This is a genomic window from Chitinophaga sp. YR627 (genome assembly GCF_900114995.1).
GTDB lineage: Bacteria > Bacteroidota > Bacteroidia > Chitinophagales > Chitinophagaceae > Chitinophaga.
This window is the reverse complement of the sequence record NZ_FOUX01000007.1, coordinates 22,705-45,258: the sequence shown is the minus strand read 5'-3', so window position 1 is coordinate 45,258 and position 22,554 is coordinate 22,705. Positions and strand designations below refer to the sequence as shown.

21 protein-coding genes are annotated in these 22,554 nt (G+C 47.1%); 7 read left to right on the top strand and 14 right to left on the bottom strand.

Annotated elements, in window-relative coordinates:
- Nucleotides 1-286 precede the first annotated feature (286 nt).
- Nucleotides 287-493: a hypothetical protein gene (locus tag BMZ72_RS32445; RefSeq protein ID WP_012790426.1), complete on the bottom strand. Its 207-nt coding sequence runs from the start codon at nucleotides 491-493 to the stop codon at nucleotides 287-289.
- A gap of 92 nt (nucleotides 494-585) precedes the next feature.
- On the opposite strand from BMZ72_RS32445, the gene BMZ72_RS32440 reads away from it, so the two are divergent.
- Nucleotides 586-993 (top strand): hypothetical protein, encoded by a 408-nt coding sequence (locus BMZ72_RS32440; protein WP_255373350.1) that lies wholly within the window; start codon nucleotides 586-588, stop codon nucleotides 991-993.
- Between the two features lie 2 nt (nucleotides 994-995).
- On the opposite strand, the gene BMZ72_RS32435 is transcribed toward BMZ72_RS32440, so the two are convergent.
- From BMZ72_RS32435 to BMZ72_RS32400, 8 genes are all read right to left on the bottom strand, one after another.
- Nucleotides 996-2,525 carry a SusD/RagB family nutrient-binding outer membrane lipoprotein gene (locus BMZ72_RS32435; protein ID WP_089815048.1) on the bottom strand — a complete coding sequence of 510 codons (1,530 nt, stop codon included), beginning with the start codon at nucleotides 2,523-2,525 and terminating at the stop codon, nucleotides 996-998.
- Between the two features lie 9 nt (nucleotides 2,526-2,534).
- Nucleotides 2,535-5,738 carry a SusC/RagA family TonB-linked outer membrane protein gene (locus BMZ72_RS32430; protein ID WP_089815047.1) on the bottom strand — a complete coding sequence of 1,068 codons (3,204 nt, stop codon included), beginning with the start codon at nucleotides 5,736-5,738 and terminating at the stop codon, nucleotides 2,535-2,537.
- Nucleotides 5,739-5,757: 19 nt separating this feature from the next.
- Nucleotides 5,758-6,672, bottom strand: a complete 915-nt coding sequence (locus tag BMZ72_RS32425) for a FecR family protein (RefSeq protein ID WP_089815045.1) — start codon at nucleotides 6,670-6,672, stop codon at nucleotides 5,758-5,760.
- Between the two features lie 44 nt (nucleotides 6,673-6,716).
- Nucleotides 6,717-7,295: an RNA polymerase sigma-70 factor gene (locus BMZ72_RS32420; RefSeq protein WP_143087846.1), complete on the bottom strand. Its 579-nt coding sequence runs from the start codon at nucleotides 7,293-7,295 to the stop codon at nucleotides 6,717-6,719.
- Between the two features lie 67 nt (nucleotides 7,296-7,362).
- Nucleotides 7,363-8,145: an ethanolamine ammonia-lyase subunit EutC gene (gene eutC / locus BMZ72_RS32415; protein ID WP_089815043.1), complete on the bottom strand. Its 783-nt coding sequence runs from the start codon at nucleotides 8,143-8,145 to the stop codon at nucleotides 7,363-7,365.
- Complete coding sequence (locus BMZ72_RS32410) at nucleotides 8,142-9,518, bottom strand: ethanolamine ammonia-lyase subunit EutB (RefSeq protein WP_089815041.1); 1,377 nt, start codon at nucleotides 9,516-9,518, stop codon at nucleotides 8,142-8,144. The genes eutC and BMZ72_RS32410 overlap by 4 nt, the downstream gene beginning before the upstream one ends.
- Nucleotides 9,519-9,754: 236 nt before the next feature.
- Nucleotides 9,755-11,080: an ethanolamine permease gene (gene eat / locus BMZ72_RS32405; RefSeq protein WP_089815039.1), complete on the bottom strand. Its 1,326-nt coding sequence runs from the start codon at nucleotides 11,078-11,080 to the stop codon at nucleotides 9,755-9,757.
- Nucleotides 11,081-11,178: 98 nt separating this feature from the next.
- Complete coding sequence (locus BMZ72_RS32400; RefSeq protein WP_089815037.1) at nucleotides 11,179-12,177, bottom strand: GlxA family transcriptional regulator; 999 nt, start codon at nucleotides 12,175-12,177, stop codon at nucleotides 11,179-11,181.
- Between the two features lie 135 nt (nucleotides 12,178-12,312).
- Here BMZ72_RS32400 and BMZ72_RS32395 point away from each other — a divergent pair, with 135 nt between their 5' ends.
- Together BMZ72_RS32395 and BMZ72_RS32390 are read left to right on the top strand one after the other, a co-directional pair.
- Nucleotides 12,313-12,708, top strand: a complete 396-nt coding sequence (locus BMZ72_RS32395; RefSeq protein WP_089815035.1) for a VOC family protein — start codon at nucleotides 12,313-12,315, stop codon at nucleotides 12,706-12,708.
- Nucleotides 12,709-12,940: 232 nt separating this feature from the next.
- Nucleotides 12,941-14,098, top strand: coding sequence for an alginate lyase family protein (locus BMZ72_RS32390; protein WP_089815034.1), 1,158 nt, complete (start codon nucleotides 12,941-12,943; stop codon nucleotides 14,096-14,098).
- Between the two features lie 79 nt (nucleotides 14,099-14,177).
- Here BMZ72_RS32390 and BMZ72_RS32385 read toward each other — a convergent pair whose 3' ends face one another.
- The 4 genes from BMZ72_RS32385 to BMZ72_RS32370 are packed head-to-tail and all read right to left on the bottom strand — an operon-like array spanning nucleotide 14,178 to nucleotide 16,798.
- A complete protein-coding gene (locus tag BMZ72_RS32385) occupies nucleotides 14,178-14,930 on the bottom strand; it encodes a DJ-1/PfpI family protein (RefSeq protein ID WP_089815033.1) in 753 nt (250 codons plus the stop codon).
- Between the two features lie 31 nt (nucleotides 14,931-14,961).
- Nucleotides 14,962-15,651: a transmembrane-type terpene cyclase gene (locus BMZ72_RS32380; RefSeq protein ID WP_089815031.1), complete on the bottom strand. Its 690-nt coding sequence runs from the start codon at nucleotides 15,649-15,651 to the stop codon at nucleotides 14,962-14,964.
- 27 nt (nucleotides 15,652-15,678) lie between these two features.
- Entirely contained in the window at nucleotides 15,679-16,131 is a 453-nt protein-coding gene (locus tag BMZ72_RS32375) for a GNAT family N-acetyltransferase (protein WP_089815030.1), read from the bottom strand.
- A 49-nt stretch (nucleotides 16,132-16,180) separates the two neighbouring features.
- Complete coding sequence (locus BMZ72_RS32370) at nucleotides 16,181-16,798, bottom strand: FMN-dependent NADH-azoreductase (protein ID WP_089815028.1); 618 nt, start codon at nucleotides 16,796-16,798, stop codon at nucleotides 16,181-16,183.
- Between the two features lie 393 nt (nucleotides 16,799-17,191).
- On the opposite strand from BMZ72_RS32370, the gene BMZ72_RS32365 reads away from it, so the two are divergent.
- The 4 genes from BMZ72_RS32365 (at nucleotide 17,192) to BMZ72_RS32350 (ending at nucleotide 21,968) form a co-directional block, all read left to right on the top strand.
- On the top strand, nucleotides 17,192-18,598 hold the full coding sequence (locus BMZ72_RS32365; protein WP_177223000.1) for an aminotransferase-like domain-containing protein: 1,407 nt from the start codon (nucleotides 17,192-17,194) through the stop codon (nucleotides 18,596-18,598).
- 139 nt (nucleotides 18,599-18,737) lie between these two features.
- Complete coding sequence (locus BMZ72_RS32360) at nucleotides 18,738-19,139, top strand: BlaI/MecI/CopY family transcriptional regulator (RefSeq protein WP_089815024.1); 402 nt, start codon at nucleotides 18,738-18,740, stop codon at nucleotides 19,137-19,139.
- 8 nt (nucleotides 19,140-19,147) lie between these two features.
- Nucleotides 19,148-20,890 (top strand): M56 family metallopeptidase, encoded by a 1,743-nt coding sequence (locus BMZ72_RS32355; RefSeq protein ID WP_089815022.1) that lies wholly within the window; start codon nucleotides 19,148-19,150, stop codon nucleotides 20,888-20,890.
- 211 nt (nucleotides 20,891-21,101) lie between these two features.
- Nucleotides 21,102-21,968 carry a cell envelope integrity protein TolA gene (locus BMZ72_RS32350; RefSeq protein WP_089815020.1) on the top strand — a complete coding sequence of 289 codons (867 nt, stop codon included), beginning with the start codon at nucleotides 21,102-21,104 and terminating at the stop codon, nucleotides 21,966-21,968.
- Nucleotides 21,969-22,016: 48 nt separating this feature from the next.
- On the opposite strand, the gene BMZ72_RS32345 is transcribed toward BMZ72_RS32350, so the two are convergent.
- Nucleotides 22,017-22,493 carry a hypothetical protein gene (locus tag BMZ72_RS32345; RefSeq protein WP_143087845.1) on the bottom strand — a complete coding sequence of 159 codons (477 nt, stop codon included), beginning with the start codon at nucleotides 22,491-22,493 and terminating at the stop codon, nucleotides 22,017-22,019.
- Nucleotides 22,494-22,554: the final 61 nt, after the last annotated feature.

The window sequence follows — 22,554 nt, the reverse complement described above, 5'->3', positions numbered from 1 at the left end:
CTCATTATTCATTTTTGAAATATATTTTTCTTAAGCGATTGTCAATCAGAACTAAACGGAATCGTTATAGAGAATAATATGTGGATGAGACAGCTATTATGTGTAGTTGACACGAAATGCAGATGTAGATAAGGTGGACTTGATATGGGGCTGACGGGAGGTGGACCTGATACTATAATAAGGGGCCTGATCACCTTTGGAAATGGATAGCTATTGTTATAAAACAGCGACCTTTTACCGAAGTGAACAATAATATTGTCAAGCCCGGTAAAAGGTCTGCTGGTGGTTATTCCATGGTTGATTCATGGATCATATGATTGATCTTTTTCTGTGTTTTGCGGAGGTGGCGGTTTGCCACACGGCGGGCATCATCTGCGGTTGATTCTGCTCCGTCCAGCAGACGTTGCATACCATTTCTGCTACGTGTAAGATAAAGGATCACTCCAGCTGCTGCTACGCCGACAATGGAAGCGGCAATCAATGCTTTTTTCATGGCTAAAATTTTTTGGTCCGCAGTGGTTAATACAAGAGTTATACCAATTGATGCCAGATTTTATATTTTTGCCGGCACAATCGAAATCAAATATGCCCGAAACCACAACCACACCTGTCTACAGCATTCCGTTAAAATACCGGAAAATGGAAAATCTGCATATCGTTTTCTGGTTGCTGAAAGATATAGGCTGGTGCCTGATCTGGAAGCCGCTGGGCATTGTCATGATCTTCCCAACGCTGATCATTGCGCTTGTCATTGCATACCGTACACGACAATTCATGTCCGAGCTGTGCCATAACCTGGCTATTGCGGTATGGATCACGGCGAACTCCTACTGGATGATCAGTGAATTCCTGCACTTTGATGCGGAGATCGTGACGGGGACCATTACATACAAACATCTGGCGCTGATCCCTTTCCTGACGGGTGTACTGATACTGGCCTATTATTATTGCTGGTACAGACCAAAGCATCCGGAGGAACTGGAAACAATGTAATCTCAGCGATCCCACCACATACGATATAACCAGTCATCCGTCCCTCCCATTCTATCCAGGGCTTCCTGATAATGGATCGTATTGCTGAATGCTTCCGTTGCCGGATAGAATAACCTGCGGGGCAACACACCGTTTGTCTGTGATTCACTTCCTTTGTCTGTGATCGGCGCCAGCACCGGATAACCGCTGCGGCGCTGATTCGCATATGCTTCAAAGCCATTGGGAAATAAAGCCACCCATTTCTGCATATTGATCTGTTCTATTTCTCTTCCCGCTGTCAGTACATGTGCATTGACAAAAGCATTGATATTTTCTTCCGGGATATAACTGATCTCCGGGTATAATTTCAACTGATCGATAGCAGCCCTGATACCCTGCTGATACCAGCGGTTGGCTGTTTCCGGTATCCATCCTCTTACCGCAGCTTCAGCCAGCAGAAAGCAGACCTCTGCATACCCCATGTGCAGGAAAGGGGCGCGTAACTGATAGAAGGGCTGATTAATGAAACAATACTTATTCGCAGCAGGAATGATCACTCCATCCGGACTGACAAACTGTAATTCATCATCCCAGTAATACATACCTGGTGCGATAGACAGGTAATGCGTGACGCTGGTAATGTCATTTCCCTCCGCATCCTGATTTGTAAAGAAGGTAGGTAAGCGCGGATCATTTTCTGCCTTCAGGTAATTCACAAACGTGCTGCACCCTTTTGCCCACTGATAGACCCTGTCTTCCTGTAATGCCTGTGCATAACTGTTACCTCTCAGGTCGGGATAGGCGTAGTCATCGTGCAGCATACGGAAGTTGTCCATCTGATCTGTCATCGGGCCTGCCGCATAGGCCATCTGCACCTGGATCCTTGCCATTGTCTCGTTGGCTTTCGTCAGTCGCATAGCTAAGCGCAAACGTATGGATGCTGCGAGGCGTTTCCATTTTGTGATATCTCCTCCGTAGAGAATATCATTGTAGACCGGTTCCTGTGAGCGATCAAATTGCGCAACGGCTTCGGTTAATTCTTTGAAGAAGTCAGCATAGATATCTGCCTGCCGGTCATAAGCCGGTGTATAGTTTTTCCCATACCAGGCCATCCCTGCTTCTGAATATGGAATATCGCCATAGGTATCTGTGAGCAATGAAAACACATAGACCTTCAGTATACGTGCTGCGGCGCAATAGTTCACCACTTTAGGATTGTCTTTATGCCGCGCCAGCAGGTCTGCCAGTTGCTTGATACTTTTCCCGTAGAGGTTTTCCCACATACAGTTGTTATAGAATTCATTGAGGACATACTTCCCTCCTGCGCTCATACCCGGTGCACCACTGAGGTACTGCACCATGGGCTGAAACAGGTAAAGATTCGGATATCCCATCTCTCTGCCGCCATCCATAAAGTAGGCGGCAGCCGTGAGCTGATCACCTGGCGGAATACTGTCTGATTTACGCGGATCAGTATTGATCCTGTCAAATCCCGCTGTGCAGGATGACAAGAGTATGATAAGCAGATAAATATTCCAGCGAAACCGTTTCATCCCTATTGCTTAAAATTTGACATACAGTTTGATACCGTAAGATCTTCTCATGGGCAGGGAACCGTATTCCAGTCCCTGCGCGGTGGTATTGTTATAACTTGATTCAGGATCGATGTTGGGCACTGCCTTATACAGGGTCGCCAGATTACGTCCTGTCAGCGATATCGTTGCTTCTCTGAACCGTGTTGAGAAACGCGGTAGCTGATAGTCGAGATGCAGTTCACGTAGTTTTATAAAGGAAGCGTCATACACAAAGGCTTCCGGGATATTATCTGATACGCGTGTCCAGTAGGCCTGTGGATTGACATATGCCTGTATTTCATTCCCTGTGGCTGCCTGTACACCACTGACCAGTAATCCGCCGGTAGGCGTCCATTCTTCCTGTTTTTTACCTGCGCTGACACGCTCCTGTTCTGAGCGCGCCCATCCATCTCTGCCAACCAGGGTACCTTTCTGTTTACCATTGCCATAGGCCAGGAGATTGGTCATAGAGTAGATATTGCCGCCGTACCGGATGTCCAGCAGGGTCGTCAGACTAAACCGCTTATAAGTCACCTTATTGGTAATACTACCTGTCCAGTCATACTGGTTATTCCCCAGATAGCCATCTGTTGTTGTATACTTCGGCAGGTTATTCGCATCGAGGATCATCCTGCCCTGTGCATCCCGGAGGAACTTTTTACCACTGATCATCCCATAGGCCTCTCCTTTTTTTGCTACAATGGAGGCATTTCCCCAGCGTCCAACTGCCATGGTGTAATAGGGTGAAACCAGCGTATTCAGGGAGAGTATACGATTACAATTGCGGGAAAAAATAAAACGGGTATCCCAATGTAACTGCTGACGGTTTACCGGAACGATGGTCAGTCCCAGTTCTATTCCCTGATTACGGATATTACCGGAATTGATCACTGCACTGGTATAACCACTGGAGGTAGATACGGGGGCATTCAGCACCTGATCGAGGGTATTGGTATGGTACCAGGTGGCATCCAGACTGATACGGTCATTAAAGAACGCCAGATCCAGGCCAGCTTCATATCCCTTGCTGATACCCGGACGAAGGTCTGCGAAGGGTACATTATCTACTGCTACCCCACCAATGGAATAACCTTTTATACTGGGTATATCCGGATTATAACCATAGCTTAAACGCAGCAGGTAAGGCTGGGCGGCGTCTGTTCCGGTTTGTGCCACGGAGACACGCAGTTTACCGAAGGACAGGATATGGTTGTCTGTCAGCAGTTCGCTGAACTGAAATGCGGCAGAGGCGGAGGGATAAAAATAGGCGTTGTGGTCAGCAGGCAATGTAGATGACCAGTCATTACGACCGGTCAGCGAGAGATATAACAAGCGTCTGTAGTCAATATCCAGAGAAGCGTAGACAGAATTGATCCGTTTTCTGAGGATCATTTCATTGCGCATACGTGTACCGAAATTTTCAATGCCCCTGTTTCCCCTGATGTTCATTTCCCTGCCGGTAGTATTACGTACCCGCTCCTGGTAATCCATGCGGGTAGCGCCGGTGTTCAGGGTAATGCCCCAGCGGTTTAACTGACGGCTGTACGTCAACAGCAGGTCTGTATTGCTCTCCCATAGTCTTCTGTCTTTGAGGGAGATGGCACCCAACGGATTGACCGGTGTGGAGTAGTTCATCAGCTCATAGAAAGAGAAACTGGAATAGTCCATACCTGAGCGGAGGTGTACTGCCAGGTCAGGAGATATTTTATATTTCAGCTGGAGGAAGCCGTTGAGGCGATTCTGGACACTGGCATTGGGCTGTTCATAAATGGCCCAGTAAGGATTGACCTGGTAGGTGTTGTTGTTCCAGTTGATATAATTGCCGGTGACAGGATCTTTATAGTTTTTAAGCCAGTTCAGATCAATATTGGGTGCAATACCTGTCAGCACGTAACCGACATTGTTAGGATTATCAGAGAGGGCGGGGCGGTTCTGCACCTGTTCGTTTAACCAGGCCACACGCGTATCCAGTTCCAGGCGACGACCAAGGACAGTGCTCACCCGGGCGGAAAGATTATGCCTTTGCAGACCGCTTTGCGGGAGAATATCATGTGTCCCGGTATTGGTATAGGAAAAACGCAGCTGTGTACGTTCATTCCCTGTTGCAGCAGCCAGTGTGTTGATCCGTGTAAAGCCTTCGCGGAAGAAATCAGCCGTGGAATGACGTGCCTTTACATAAGGGACCCGTTGTCCGTTCCATAGCCACACCAGACTATCGGCATGCAGTTTCGGTCCCCAGCTGTACTGAGATACCCACCTGGCTTCAGCAGCGCTGACAGGCAGTACGCCATCGCGACCGCTGCCATAGGTATCCTGAAAATCGTACTGATTGTTGGTCTGTTCCAGCATTATATTCGACGTAAAGGCCATTTCCAGCCCTTTACGGACACCTTTACGGGTTGTAACAAGAATTACTCCGTTTAAAGCTCTGGTACCGTATAAAGCAGCAGAAGCCCCTCCTTTGAGCACAGAGATCGTCTCAACATCATCCGGATTGATAACAGCGGTGCCATCCCCCAGATCATAACCGCCATATCTTTCTGCCTGTCCGGGAGAGGAATTATTGACCGGGATACCGTCCATTACGAGTAAGGGCTGGTTATTACCGCCCAGCAACCGCATCCCCCTGAGCGTAAGTTTTGTAGAACCTCCCATACCGCTGTTCACCGGACTCACTTCCAGTCCGGCCACCTTTCCACTCAGGGTATTCATGGGATGGATATCGCGGGCTGCCGTCATCTCCTCTCCATTTATCTCAGCGTAAGCATAACCAAGCGTATACTTGGGCCGGTTGATGCCCAGTGCCGTTACGACGACAGTATTCATCTGCATGATGCGGGCAGGTTGTAATGTGTCTGTTGCCAGGGAAGTTTGTTTTCTAAAGCGGATGATGATCTGGTGACCGATGGTCCTGATATCATATTTTGCGGAAGGAAAGATGCGTTCGAGGATTGCCTGTACGGTGATATCGCGTTCATTGATGGTAACGGAGGTACGGCCTTCCAGTATTTCGTTGGGATATGCAAAAGAGTTACCTGTCTGCTGACTGATCCACTTCATGAAGTTAACGACCGGCATGTTCTTCACCCGCACATCCAGGCGTTGCTGGAGCAATGCTGACTGTTGTGCTGTTCCTGTCAGGAATACACATATTAAAACGGTGATTAAACCTAAGATGGCCAGGATCCTCATGTGGGTTAAAGGAGCTCAATTATTCATCTAAAACGGTCGCCAGGATTTCCATAGCTTGTTCGGCCGGCGTGTTATGCAGGTGTAAGGTAATACGTTTATGTTTTAGATTTTCAGGTATTTTCAGGGCAGGTATTTTATAGTAGTCTGCGATCACTTTTGCTACGTGTGCAGCTTCTTCATTTTCGAATGACAAATCATCTGTAGCCCATACGCACTGATTGCTGTAATCGCCCTGTGGGTGCAGGATTTCACCACCCGCAGCATCCACCGTTCCTTTATTTCCATCACCACTACTGAGCACCAGTTGCTGACCATTTTGCTGTAAACTTATTTTCCCTTCAAACACGATCACCTCTGTTCTATTCTGTTCTATTCGTACATTAAATGCCGTACCTAATACACGCACAACTGCATCTCCTGCCTGTACGAAAAAAGTGTGTTCGGCTGCTTTCTTTACATCAAAATATGCTTCACCAGATAAGAGGACAACGGTGCGGTCAGAAAAGGGTTGTTTATATTTCAGAGTAGTACCTGGTTTGAGATATACCAGTGAGCCATCTGGCAGTGAGAGACTATCCCTGTTTGCTGCCTGGGCGATATAGATCGTCCAGCGGACGGCAGTTGTCTGCCACCACCAGATGCCGGTACCCAGGAGTAAGAGCAACACGGCTGCGGCCACTGTCTTCCAGGGGAACATGCGTTTTACAGGCGTCTCTTCTGCAATTATCTGCAGGAGTTCGTTCCAGCCTTGTTCGCTGTCAAATGGTACAGGAGGGACTGCTGCGGCAGCTTCCCAAAGCTGCTTCAGTTCTGCATACAGTGCGCGGTTATCTTCCGATTTCTGCAACCACTGATTTAATGCAGCCTGTTTGTCCTTGTTACCGGTATCTGTCAGACAATCAATGACAAATTCAGTTACGTCCTTGTTGTTCATCACTTATACATATTACGACAATTCAACGCCGTGTTACTTTGATGCTACTCTAATTTTTTTCCATTCAGCAAATGTGTTCGCAGGTGCTTCAGGGCCACTGCCAGCTGGAAATACACGGTATTAACCGCAATACCCAGCTTTGCTGCTATCTCAGCAGGTTCCAGTCCGTCGAAACGACTGAGCAGGAAGATCTCCCGGCAGCGTGGCGCTAAGTCCTGTACCAGCCGCATGATCTCTTTCTGCAGTAAAAGATGGTCGGTGATCTCATGCAGGGAAACACTGTCCGCCTGCCATTGCAGGGCTTCTTCACTGACATGGCGGGCCCTGCGCTTTAGCTCATTGATACTTCTGTTGGTGACTGCACGATACAGGTAATGCCGTACATTTCCGGTAATAGTGATCTCCGGTCCTTTCTCCCATAAATGGGTAAAAAGACCCTGTACGACCTCCTTTGCCAGGTCATTGTCTTTGACCCAGCGGTAAGCCAGCAGGTACAGTTCTTCACTGTACGCATTGTAAATATTCCGGAATACGTCGGCATTGCGGCTACGGAGTGCCTCAGTAGCTTCATCAGCAGAGATATGGTATCCGTCGTGCGTCATCAGTCGTTTTGAATGGCGCACAAAGTATTATTTTTTTTAAATAATTGAGGGGGAAAATAAACGGTATTACCAGCAGCTTTTTGCGATGTTATTCTTTAAGCAGTGAAAGATCTACGTAATTATCCTTCAATTCCACACCGGAAAGACGCAGTTTCATCGCTTCCTGCAACAGATAACAGATCTTGCCGGCAGCCGGGATATACTGTAATCCGTCCTGCCGGATGTTGGAAATACAGTTACGGCCTTCGTCGGTATTACCCGGACGGGGATTAAAAGTGATATAGGCGCCCATACTGTCAGCAGCACTCAGTCCAGGACGTTCTCCTATGAGTACAAGGGTCATCTTTGCTTCCAGCAGACTCCCTATTTCATCTCCAATAGCGACCCTCGCCTGCTCTGCCAGACAAACCGGTGCGATTGATAATCCGGCAGTCTTCAGCATTGGCAACAGATGATTCAATAAAGGAGCCGTATGTATGTTCATGGCTGTAGCTGATAGTCCGTCGGCAATGATGATAGCCACATCTTTCTGCCGGAAGGCATCCGGCTGTGCCCTGAGCATATCGATGCTCTGTGGATCCAGGCAACGACCCTTGTCCGGACGTTGCAGGTATTCATAACGATCCACAGCGCTGCTATGCAATGGTAATACGGGCAACAAAAATGCATGTAGTTCTTCCAGCAGGAGATTCGTATCCAGTTTTGAATAAACAGCATCTCTTGCATGCGCATGCGCGAGTCTGAAAGACAATACCTCCTTCAGCGGAATAGCCGTCCCTGTTCTCCCCAGCGCAATACGTGCAGTGGTGAAAGCTTTCAATGAAGACCAGGGGTCTTCCTGTACTGTGTTACTGTGTTGTATATTACTCATCCCGCCTGATAACTTAATAAGTGATGTGCTTTCCCTACCTGTTGTAACTGTCCCTGTGCATTGGTAATACCCTGTTGCTGTAACCAGGCATCAAATTCCGGTGCGGCTTTTAATCCTAATACCTTTCGTGCATACAAGGCATCGTGAAAAGAAGTAGACTGATAATTCAGCATAATATCATCCGCTCCTGGTACGCCCATAATAAAATTACAACCTGCTACCCCCAGCAATGTCAGCAGGTTATCCATATCATCCTGGTCTGCCTCTGCGTGATTGGTATAACAGATATCCACGCCCATTGGCAATCCCAGTAGCTTACCACAGCAATGATCTTCCAGAGCTGCCCGGATGATCTGTTTACCATCGAAAAGATATTCTGGTCCGATGAAACCAACGACTGTGTTTACCAGTAATGGTGAGAACTGCCGCGCAACAGCATAAGATCTTACTTCACAGGTCTGCTGGTCCACACCCGCATGTGCATTTGCAGATAAAGCGCTTCCCTGTCCTGTTTCAAAATACATGACGTTATTACCCACGGTACCTCTTTTCAGCGATAATGCTGCTTCATGCGCTTCTTTTAACATATTCAGGTGAATACCAAAACTGCTGTTTGTTTTTTCAGTACCACCAATAGATTGAAAGACCAGGTCAACCGGCGCCTGGTGCATGATCTGCATGGCGGTAGTAACATGACAGAGAATGCAGGATTGTGTGGGAATGTCGAACTGCTGTCTCAACTGATCCAGCATCCGTAGTAATTGTATCACGGCCTGCGGACTATCCGTAGCAGGATTGATACCTATTACCGCATCACCGCTGCCATATAGTAGTCCGTCGATGATACTCGCTGCTATCCCTTTGGGATCATCCGTATTATGATTAGGCTGCAATCTTACAGAAAGATGTCCTTTCAACCCGATGGTATTCCGGAAGCGCGTCACTACTTCACATTTCTGTGCGACACTGATCAGGTCCTGGTTACGCATCAGTTTAGAAACAGCGGCGACCATTTCCGGTGTCAGTCCTTTTGACAGTTGTTGCAGCGTGCGTGTGTCTGCAACGTCACTTAGCAGCCAGTCGCGTAATTCCCCTACGGTGAAATGACTGACAGGTGCGAAGGCTGTCTGATCATGCGTATCGATGATCAGCCGTGTGATCTCATCTTCTTCATAAGGGATGATGGCTTCCTGTAAAAAAGTCTTTAAGGGTACGTCTGCCAGCGTCATTTGTGCCGCGACTCTTTCTTCATAGGTATCGGCGGCAAGACCTGCCAATGCATCCCCTGAGCGGAAAGGTGTTGCTTTCGCCATCAGTGTACGCAGATCGGCAAACTGATATCGTTTATGATGTATGGTATGTTGATATGACACAACTATCTTTTTTTCTTAGGCGGTTACTTCTTCTGGTTCCGGTGTTGCTGGCTTCTTGCCATGGAAACATCCACGCTTTGTTTTATGTTATTACTTCCTCCGGTTCCGGTATTCTCACTTTATTCCTGCTTATGAATACAAAAATAGCCACTCGTTTCTTCACGTTATCACTATCCCTGTTTACGTTTTTGTTAGCTTATATCTGATCATTGGCACAGGAACTTCCGGTTGCTTCTCTATGCTATCACTTCCTCTGGTTCAGGTGTTACTACCTTATGCTTACCTGTTGATACAAAAACGCCCAGCGCCACCAGCATCCCTGCAAAGAAAAGAATCCCCAGCTGCCAGTTATAGTACACGATCGCAATTAATGATATGATAGACAACACTAAAGCAATACCCGGAAACCATGGATAAAAAGGCGCTTTAAAAGGACGTTCAAGCCCTGGTTCTTTCTTTCTTAAAATAAACAGGCTGATCATACTCAGGATATACATCACTACAGCACCCATTACTGACAGTATCACCAGCTGATCCGTCTTACCAAAGTAGAGCGCCCCCACTCCTAATAATCCACCAACGATGAGTGCTACATAGGGCACCTGTCTTTTAGGACTCAGCACTGCCAGTACAGGTGGTAAATAACCGCCCCTGGCCAGTGCAAACAGCTGACGGGAATAGCTGATAATAATACCATTAAAAGAGGCGATCAGTCCGAAGAGACCAATACCCGCAAATATCTTAGTGATACCGCTTTGTTTACCCAGTACAACGCCGATCGCTTCCGGTAATGGGTAGTCGATGGTGGATAGCTGTCGCCAGTCTGTAATACCACCCGTGAGCACCATCACACCTACTGCGAGTATCGCGAGTGTGAGCATAGCAGAGATATATCCTTTGGGAATATTGGCACCGGGATCCTTTACTTCTTCTGCTACCATCGCGATCCCTTCTATACAGACGTACAACCACATCGCGAAAGGCAATGCTGCGAATACGCCCATCCAGCCTGCAGGCATGGCATCATGCAGGAAGTTGGCTGTACTGAAAGAAGGCGCTACGATCCCCATGTATATCAGCAGTTCTACTACGGCCAGTAAGGTGATGATCAGGGAGAATAAGGCTGACTCTTTAATACCCAGCAGGTTCACGCCCGTCAGGATCACATAAAAGGCGATCCCGCAACCGAGTACCGGCAGCGAAGGATGCAGAAAGTGCAGATAATTGCCCAGGGCGAACGCAATAGCGGGTGTGGCCAGCAGGAACTCCACAGCGGTCGCGTATCCGGCGATAAGTCCGCCGAAAGGCCCCATCGCCCTATGCGTATAGGTAAACGGTCCACCGGCCTGCGGAATAGACGTGGTCAGTTCTGTAAAGCTGAAAATAAACGTGATATACAGGACGGTAATGATAACTGTCGCTATCAGAAAACCGACGGTACCGGCTACGTCCCAGCCATAATTCCATCCGAAATATTCACCGGAGATGACCAGTCCGACGCCAATGGCCCATAAGTGTATGGGTTTGATTACTTTCTTTAAAACAGTTTCCTGAGCAGACATATAAATACGGGATTACTGGCAATGCATGGCATCACCACTGGTTGATATAATCTATTCCCGTTTCCCTCCGTGAAGTCCTGTCAAGATACGCAAAAAGATCACATTTCCATCTGCAGGGAAGCATTGCGGCTACCGGCAAATTTGAACCTGTATTCTGTGGGCGTCAGACCGACTTCTTTTCTGAATACTTTTCGGAAAGCTTTGATATCGTTATATCCGCAATCGAGCATGACAGCGAGGATGCTGTTACCTGTCTGTTCCAGCATTTTCTTGGCGGCCTCTATACGCGTTTTTTGCAGGTATTCGATCGGGGTGATACCAGTGGCCTGCTTAAAACGCCGTACGAAGTTGCGGCGGCTGGCAGGAATATTTTCCATAAAAGATTCCACATTACGCGCTTCCCGGAACTGGGCTTCCATCCGCTGCTGTACTTCTGTGATCAGCGGATCTGCATGTTTTTTATCAGGCAGGAACATACCGAAATAGGATTGTGTATCACGGTCCATATCGATGGCAAACAGTTTAGCGGCTTTTACGGCCATATCCTGTCCGCAGTACTTTTCTACCAGGTACAACAAGAGGTGGAAAGTACTGGTCGCGCCGCCGCTGGTATAAATACCGGAGGCTGCTGTCAGCACCTTGTCGGGTTGCAGTAATACATCCGGGAAGTGACCTGCAAAAGCGGGACAGGCATTCATATGTGTGGTGGCAGGTTTACCATCCAGCAAGCCGGTGGCTGCCAGCAGGAACGCGCCGGTACAAAAACTGGCTATTTCTGCACCTGCATGGTGCTGCTGACGGATCCAGGGAATAAACGTATTATTGGCGATGATAGCCGTATCGACATCTCCGGCAATAAAAGCTGGAATCAGCACAACATCTGCTTTCACCGCTTCTTTCAGGGGTACCGTACTATAACGTCCGTAGTGTGGCAGGATATCTACACCTTCCTGATCAGGCAGAACGAGCTGTATATTGAAACAAGTTGGCTGCTGGCCGGCGGCATACATCGAATTGACTGATTCAAACACATCAAGGATCGCGGCCGTGCTGATCAGCCGATGATTGTAAGTGAGCAACAATGCCAGGTTCGTCATAACGTAATTACAGGTTTTAAAACAAGTACCTGTTAAGGTACAACATTTGTCCCAAATACCCCCTAAGACAGCGTTTTTAAGATGTTCAAGAAAAGATTTAGTTCCGTATCTTACAGCAAGTAATCCACTAAATCAATGGAAAAGAAAAAAGCAGGTACCATTTTATGGCATGACCTTACCGTTCCCGACGCAGGTGTTGTCAGCGACTTTTATCGTCAGGTGATCGGATGGGAAAAATCTCCGCTCAGTATGGGAGAATATGATGACTATGTCATGCAGGCGCCTGGGGCCGGAGAAGGTGATCATACAATGACTACCACCGGCGTTTGTCATGCGAAAGGACAGAACAGCTCTATCCCCCCGCAATGGATGATCTATGTCGCAGTAGATGACCTTGAAAAAAGCATGGAGCAGTGTACTCTGCACGGCGGAAAGGTGATCGGTGAAAAACGCAGTATGGGACAGGAAGCAGTATACTGTCTGATACAGGACCCTGCCGGCGCGCATATGATGCTGTACCAGCAGCTGTAAGTGTCCGGAATACCCGTTTAAACAAGTAAAATATCTCCATTACAACCTGTCGCGTAAATGATCCGCGACCAGGTAAACTCTGCAAAAAACCGGCGTTTATACAGCCTGTATATTACTACCTATGCACACAATAACCAGATTTTCCACGTCAGCGATGAGCACCCTTTCGTACCATATACTTCTACATGACCGCAACGTATTCCGCAATAGCCGAATTCAAATCCCTCGAAACATGAAGAAAACCATCAATTCCCTCCTCCTTTGCATGACTATGGCAGCTATGGCCACTTTATTATTTATGTGCAAAAAACAGGACCTGAACAGCAATGCGCCATTGCGCAACGAAAGCCTGACAGCAGCAGCAGGTGTGGCGCCCGCTGTTTTTGTACATCCGGGTGTGCTCAATACACAGGCAAGCCTGGACCTGATCGGTTCGCAGGTCAACAGCGGTGAAGCTGTCCGTTCTGCGGCCTATCAGAAAGTACTGGATTTTGTCAACGGTAATGCATTACCAACAAAATTCTGGGAAACGGTTACCGTGGGCTCCAACGGGGCGACCACCGAATCCAAAAGCCAGATCAGAAAAGACGCCGTACTGGCATATGCACTGGCACTCCGCTGGGCAAAAACGGGTACAGCAACCTATGCACAGCAGTGTATTGCCATTCTGAACGGCTGGTCTTATACGTTTAAACAGTATGCGCTGATGGATGGGGCTAATCAGTACCAGCCTTCTCTGGAAGCTTCCTGGACGACGCCCAGTTTTGTGGCAGCAGCAGAGATCATACGGTATTACAAGGCCTTCGGACAAGCAGCCGGCTGGTCAGATGCTGATATCAACCAGTTTAACAATTACCTGAACCTGGTGAAGAACAATTACATCAACAACACACCGGCGTACAACAACAACTGGAATGCTTCCGCAGGTTATGCGAAAATGGCGATCGGTATTTTCCTGAACAGCGCGACGGTTTACCAGAATGGCTATAACATCATCGCACAGCACCTGCCGATCATTATCAAACCAGATGGTACCATTCCGGAATACTGTGACAGAAATGACTGTGTGCATTTCCAGTATTCGCTGACCGCATTCTCCTATGCAGCCCAACTGGCAAAAATGCAGGGGGATAACTCTCTCTGGACATTCAATTCCAACCTGCTGAGCAAAGGATATGACTACATGAGATCGGCATATAATCAAACTACTTCCTGTAACAAATGTTCTACTTCCAGCCCGGTATTCCCTGGTACAGAGGTGGCATATAATTACTATAAAACAGCTAACCTGCAATACCTCCGGGAATTGCAGGATCCATTAGGCGTACCTAACGATAAAACATTCCTGGGCTTTACCTCCTATACGCATTTTAACGTACCAGGCCTCTGATAACACACTATATACTTCATCAGGCTATTCGCGGATAAAAAAAGACCGTTCCTGGTATGGAACGGTCTTTTTTTATCCGCTAGTCTATGAGACCATTAAGCTTTGCAAATGGATCGTGATGCGGATCCTCGTTCCATTCGTATTCTGCACCATTAGCTACACTGATGGCGACATCATGCCCGAATAGTTTTTGTATCAATGCCAGGGCCATATCAGTACCTGCTGAAACACCTGAAGAAGTAAAAAACTTTCCGTCTTCCACCCAACGGGCCTCCTTTATCCAGTTCACCTTATCGCTCTGGCTGGTCGCCCATTTAAATGACCGTTTATTGGTAGTCGCTTTTACACCATCAATTAATCCTGTTCTGGCTAATACAGCGGCTCCGGTACAAATAGAGGCTACATGAGGTGTGTGTCCGGCCAGCTTCCCGAAAGCATCCACAAATGGCTGATTGTTCACTTCTCTCCTGGTCCCCATCCCTCCTGGTATCAGCAGAATGTCCAAGGCGTTGACTTCGTCAAAGGTACGATCGATGACGACTGAGGGGCCTGCACTGCTTTTTACGGCTCCGTGCCGCTCCCCGATCATCCAGATATCTACCTTGTCTCTGAGGGCGCCAAACATCTCCAGGGGACCAAAAGTATCGAGCAGCTGAAAGCCCTCAAATACCACCATGCCCAGTTGTAATTTATTATCATTGTTTTCCATCATACCTGCATGTGCCCCTATTGTCCGGGCGATTCCGGTCAATGGCCCCAGGGAAAGCAACGCTGTTCCGACAACCATCGACTTAATAAAGTACCTCCTTGATCCGGGCTGTTCTTTTTTCATTCCTGCATCTTTTTGCATTAAAGTTATCCTGCTACAAACGCATCCATGGATCTTTCCCTTCCCGTTTCAACTGTATGAAAATACTCCGTATATACACAAGATCCAAAAGGAAGGTAGTGCCTACAATGACATTCATCAGATGGGAGGCGCCGTGGTGTAATACAAACAGGTAGTAGACGCCCACTGTCAGTCCGGTACCGATACACTTAAAAACACCTATTGTCAGTGATTGTCCCCTGGCATTGCCGCGCTCCCAGAGCATCAGCATAAAACATACAGAGATAATCAGGTTTTGTATATATGCGATAAATATCGCCCCCTGAAATATGTCTCCTTTAAAATAGTCAGTAAACTGCGCTAAGAAGGGACCACCTGTCAACATGATACCAAATGCTACCACGAAGGCGAATAAGGAATAACCGATCCAGGCGGGCTTTGACATCCCATAACGGTGATAGAAATATCTATACCCATATCGAAAATAGGTAGCAATGATCCCAATGTCGCAGATCATCCAGATAGCATTCACAACAGTGCCTGCTACACCAGTAGCTGCCGGAGGATAGACAACAGAAAAAGTAAATTCCCAGGCAAAATTCAATGCCAGCGGTACCAATGGCATGCCATATGAGTGATCTTTTATCCCTCTGTAGATGAGTGCTATGTAGACGATCGTCCAGGCTAATCCGCTTGCAGCTGTGGCTATCAGTTCAGCGTTCATATTTATATTGCGCTATTATAAAATAGTTTATCTGCTACCTGTTGCTGAAAGAAACGGGCTTTTCGCAAAATGATTACAAGCAAGCACGTATCCTTTGTTAAGATAAAGCCGGTGTGCATCATGCAGCATATACCCGCTATCAAGATGAACAAACTTAATATCCGCTGCCAGGGCGATACCATCTACAAAGTCAAGGAGCGCACCTGCATACCCCTTGCCACGGGATGCCGGATCGGTATACAGATCGTCTATGTAAATTGACCAGCTGGTCCGTAAAGTATGCATTACCCGATAGCCGACGAATGCTGCTGCTTTCGTATTGTCTTCATTGGGAATATATGCCAGCTTAAAGGCCTCTTTAGCCATCATATCCACGATCAGGTCAATGTAGGTGGCACTATCCAGGTTCGTTCTGAATGCGAAAAGCGCTTCCTTACAAAATGCGATCTGTTCTCTTGTTTCAGCGATGATTATATTCATTGTATAAAATTGTTGTTGATTCCTACTGTCTGTTATCGGGTGTGAATAATTATACTATTAGTCTCTTTACTTTTTCTGCTGCCACGTCCAGTAATTTTGGACCCATGTCAACTCCATCCATTGTAACTGCTTCTATATCTTCAAGTCCCATAATAGTGAACACCGTCCGCAGATAACCGCTCTGGAAATCCATGTGCTCATAATATTCACCAAAACCGTAGCCATTATTGCCACGCACCATCAACAGATACACCTTTTTCTCCTTTAATAATCCCGTATATGGATTTTTGGGATTATCCTTACTGATTAAGACGGTCTCATTGACCCGTAGTACCTGATCAATATATGCTTTCAGTGCGCTGGGTACGGACCAGTTGTACATTGGGGCACCCAATACAATGATATTTGCTGCCTTTAGTTCTGCAATCAGCTGATCACTTATTGTTAGCGCTTCAATATGCTCTGCTGTTCTTAACTCAGCCGGTTTAAAAGCCCCGGCGATCCATGTTTCTGTCACATGCGGAATAGGCTCCTGTCCAATTTCCCTGTGGACAATGACATCATCGGGATACTTTGTTTGCCAGGTCTCAACAAATACGTTCGTCATGTATCTGCTTAATGATCTTTCCTTACGGGCGCTTGCGTTTATTACTAATACTTTGTTCATCTTTACAATAGATTTAAAATAGATACATTGTTCCTGCAATACCGATGTAACTGTTAGCCTCCCCCGGATTCCCCAAACATCCCAGGGGATTCAGTACAGACCAGCAGGCAATTCCATTTGAATATTGAAACAATGACCGGATAGATGGATAACTGTTTTGCATTTCGGATACATTAACGAGGCAAAATTATTCCAGGTGGAAACCTGTCTGACGGGCCAGAAAACAATAGTCAGGTAGTCCAGCTGATTTTAGTCAATACCGGCAGTTTGATTCCTGTCACATTTTGGCTACTTTTGATGGCTGTCATTCCATAGCCGCACTTTATGCTTCCTTATAAAAATTTGCTTATCATAGATAAAAACAGCGATCAGGCTGTTTTTAACCAGATTGCTATGCAATTCATTCACCTTATACAGGAAGGAAAACTCTTGCCGGGTACACCATTACCAAGCACACGTGCATTAGCACTTGATCTGGGACTACACCGGAAAACGATCGTGGCAGCATATGAAAGCCTGGTTGCCAGTAACTGGGTGGACAATCTGCCACGTAAGGGGTTCATCGTATCCCCCAATTTACCGGTCGTACGGCCACGGTCTTACCATAACGGCCGGATTGGTGCATATGAGACGGATCCCGGATTTGAATATGCACAATTTGGCAGCTTTCCCTATCCTTCATCGTTACACCAAAAGGATGAGATTATCATCGATGACGGCTTTCCTGATATCACATTGCTGCCTGGTCATGTGCTGTTAAAAGAATACAGAAATGCGCTGGATCCTGTTGTTTTGAAGAAGCTAAGCACAGGCTGGGACATTGAAGGTTCTTCAGATTGCAGAAATGCACTGTGCGGCTTTTTGAATCAGACAAGGGGTATAGATATCAAAGCCGAAAATCTGCTGACCACCAGGGGAGCGCAGATGGCGATATACATAGCGGCCTCCCTGATCATTAAACCAGGGGATAAGGTGATCGTCGGGGACCCAAGCTATATCTTCGCAAATATGGTTTTTAAGGAGCTGGGCGCTGAGCTGATCCAGGTACCTGTTGACAGTAATGGTATGAACACCGAAATAGTGGAGGAAATACTTAAAAAGCACCGGGTCAGGTTAATTTATATTATTCCGCATCATCATCACCCGACGACTGTCACCATGAGTGTAGAAAGGCGTACTCATTTACTCCGGTTAATCAAAAACTACCAGCTCGCAGTCATTGAAGATGACTATGATTATGATTTCCAGTTTCAGTATGAACCCTATCTGCCACTGGCCAGTGGCGATCATGGGGGCAACATTATATATATCGGATCGCTGACGAAAGTGTTAGGGGCGCCTTTCCGGCTGGGCTATATGGTCGCTGCTGAAAAATTCATACACGCTGCCGCTACAAAGCGCATGCTGATCAATTTAAGAGGAGATATCTTCACAGAACAGGTAGTTTCCAGTCTGATTACAGGTGGCGAACTGACAAGGTTAATACAGAAAGCCAATAAGGTGTATCGCCAGCGTTGCCATTTTTTAGCCGACCTGTTGAGTACAGAACTGAGCGACGTCGTTGAATTAACCCGGCCTAACGGGGGCATGGCGCTATGGTTGCAATTTCACGCTGATCTTCCACTGACAAAAGTGCTTGAAAAAGCATCCGTCAGAGGTATAAAGATGATGGGGAGTGTATACTCCAGGGACAATAACGCACCCTATAATGCCCTCAGATTTGGCTTTGCCTCCCTCGATGAAGCCGATCTGAGCAAAGCCGTAGGTATACTTAAGACCTCCATCCGGCAGCTGAAGTAATTAACATACAAACACTTATAATCCCATTAATCGTATTTCCCCCATATATAAGCAGGTATCTGACCTGTTTTCCTGATTTTTTTTGAAAAAAAAGAACCTATCCAACACAACGTACGTTTTTAATACATACCTTTGAAACATGAGCTTATTTAAGAAAGATCAGACTCCTGATATGGTGCCTACCAAGACAGAAATGGACGTACTACAGATACTCTGGCAGTACGGCCCTTCTACTGTGCGTTTTGTCCATGATAAGCTGAACGAGCAGAAGGAAGCCGTTATTTATACCAGTACGCTGAAACTGATGCAGGTAATGAAGGAAAAGGGGATGCTGGACCGTGATGAAAGCAGCATGAAACACGTTTACAGCGCTATTGTGGAGGAAAATAAGGTAAAGGGCACGATGCTCGGCCGCTTTATGGATACGATGTATAACGGCTCTCCCAGTGATCTGATGGTTGCCCTGTTAGGTAATGACAGGACCTCTACAGAAGAACTGAAAAAGATAAAAGAGCTACTGAAAAAAATGGACGATAAATAGTCAAATACATGCCCATGTATCTGTACCTCAACATACACTCCTTCGGAGAACGCCTTTTACAGGCCTTTAGCTGGATGCTGGTGCATTCCCTCTGGCAGGGTATGCTGATCGCACTGCTGGCAGTGATATTCTTACAGCTGAGCAGCAAAGCGGCATCCGCCGTGAGGTACAATATCCTCTTGATACATTTCGCCGCATTTGCTGTAGCCTGTATGGTTACCTTCTTCCGGGAACTGACAGGCAGTGTATCACAAAGGGCGGTACCGCTGGCCGATAGTATCGGACAGGGCGCCTCTACCCTCTTCCGGCTCGATGCGGTCCATGTTAAGACACTGGCTGTAAGCAGTGCAGCATATATCTCTGCGAATGCACACCTGCTGGTTATATTATGGGCGCTGTTCTTCGCCTTCCGCTCCTTCAGCATGATCCAGGGTATGCGTTATCTGCGGCATGCCAGAAAGCAGCAGGTATATGCAGCAGCGGAAGAATGGCGTACGCGTCTACAGCAGCTCTGTACTGCTTTGGGTGTGACTAAATCTGTCCGCCTGCTGGAATCTGCCTTTGTAAAAGTACCGGTGGTAGCAGGCCATCTGAAACCTGTCATACTCATGCCGGCCGGTTTACTGGCAGGTCTTCCTGCACAACAGATCGAAGCCGTCTTATTACACGAACTCGCGCATATCCGCCGTCACGATTATATCGTTAATCTATTGCAGGTATGCTGTGAAACGATTTTCTTCTTTAATCCCGGATTCCTCTGGATCTCCGTACTGTTACGTGATGAAAGGGAACATTGCTGTGACGATATCGCCCTGCAACAAACAGGTAGTAAAAAGACCTTTATTGAAGCACTGATCAGTTTTAAGGAGTATACTCTTTCTGCACAATACCCGGCGGTGGCATTTCCCGGCAGAAAGAACCAGTTACTGCAAAGGGTCAGCCGTATTGTCAACAACCGGCATCAGTCGCTGGGTACCGCTGAAAAAATCTGTTTCTTCACCGGCATCGCGCTATTAAGCGTGGTTTTATCCACCGCTGCCATCACCCAACTGGGGCGTCATACCAGCATAAAAATAAATACGCCGTATGTGCTGGCAAAAGGCGAAGAGCTCCTGGCGCTGCCTGTAAAACCGGTACCTGACACCGTCGTACCTGCACCACCACCGGCAATAATAGTGACGAGACATGAACCGATCATCACCGTTATTCATCATAAACCGGCAGTGAAGACAATGCCACAGGTATCGGTACTGCATACCGGAGAAGCATCTCCTGCTCCTGCGCCGGCACCATCTGCTGCTCCGGATATGAGCGAAGGGCAGATGTCAGATCCTACACCCGAAGTACAGGCGCAGCGTCTCATCATAGAGGCCAACAGGCAACAGAAAGAACAGGCGAGACTAGACAGACTGCAGGCAGAGAAAGACAGACACCAGGCCACGCTGGACAAACTGCAGGCTGACCGTGACAGAAAACAGGCAGTATTCGACCGCTTACAGGCGGATAAAGACAGAGAACAGGCAAGGCAGGATCGTATACAGGCAGACAAAGACCGGCAACAGGCAGACCGTGACAGAGTGCAGGCAGAGAAAGACCGGCAGCAGGGTATCATAGACCGCTCCAGAGCTGATCAGGAACGCGCAGTACATGAAATGGTCCTGGCAAAACATGAAGCGGAGAAAAAGGCTTTGCGTATGACACGCTATAACGGCAACTATAACGCAAACCGTTATCAGGGTAACACACAGTAAAATACAGGCCGTCCATACACACAGGCCGATCACTCACATCTAAAATTCAGTTTTCAATAACTGCGCATACTGCGCGGCAGGCAGCTTATTGCCTTCACTATCTTTTATTCATAATACACTAACAGTATTTTTTCACAGTCACCGGCTGCGACAGGCCATGTATTGCCTATACCTACCGGCACATTATTCACAATTACTAAATCCATCAGACATGAACACGATCAACACCATGCGTAACACTTTACTGGCAGCTTTAATTATCTGCAGCGTCAGCGCTTATGCACAAAAGAAAACAAAGCCAACGATATATGGTACACACACCAACACCAACACGAATACCCGTGAAGAAACCATCAGCACAGATAAGGGTGGTAAGAACTATGAAATGACTTTCGCAGATGGTAAAATGACTTCTTTCTCTGTTGACGGCAAAGCAATTCCTGCGGAGCAATGGAGCGATTACCAGAAGCAGATCGATGAAATTAAGGAACAGGTAAAACAAGACCGCGAGCAGGCAGAGAAGGATCGTGCACAGGCACAAAAAGACAGAGAACATGCAAAACTGGACCGGATACAGGCAGATAAAGACAGACTACAAGCCATACAGGATAAAAAACAGGCACAACTTGACCGTCAGCAGTCATTAAAAGACAGAGCCCAGGCAGATCGCGACAGGGCACAGGCAGAACAGGACAGAAAGCAGGCTGAAAAAGACAGGCAGCAGGCGGACCTTGATCGCGTGCAGGCGGAGAAGGACAGAGAACAGGCCGACAAGGACAGGGAACAAGCTGTACGTGATCGTGCACAGGCAGAAAAAGACCGCGCTGCGGCTGAAGAGGACAGAAAACTGATCAATAACCTGGTCAGCGATCTCGTAGCTGATAAACTGATCACAACTAAAAGCGATATACATGAACTGGTGATCACAGATCAGGGAATGACACTTAATGAGCAGCAACAACCAGACGCTGTTCATCAGAAATATATCAACAAATACGGTGATCTTATCAAGACCGGTATTTCATACAAAGCTGAGGGTGGGAACATTTCAATCCGGCGGAACTGGAGGAAAAATTAAAATCTGCTGGAGAAGAATGAAAAAAGGCCCGCCATTACGGCGAGGCCTTTATTTCTTTATGCTATAACTATTAAAGTTCCATGCATGTAAAATACTGTCTGCCTGTGCGGCGGTGATAATAGTATGATGCGGCTGGTCCGGCGCAAAAAACTCATACTTCCAGTGGTGCGTACTATCATAGTAGTAATAGATTGAAAGTCCTTCCTGTCCTCCTTCGACTTTGCGGACAATGTTATCCAGCTCACCAATGATCTCATCATCTTCTACCTTCACAATCTTCATACTTCTAAACACAGAATCTTTCTTTTGTCCTTCCGGCGGGAACCAGGCTTTAATTTCTGACCTGTTGGGCGATGTCCAGTCTTCAGGCAGCGGCAGTATCCCCAGTCTGTGTCTTTCGTCATTATATTTCACACCATAGCGCCCGGCAGCAGGACCATATTTGTCCCATAATGCCGGACCGAAGAAAGTAAGAAATATCGCTACTCCTGTGACAACCGGCATCCATTTTCGATTTTTTAGCATAGATCAGGGTAAATTGACAGCTCCTTAAAAAAAAGAGACTGCCTGTAATAAAGCAGTCTCT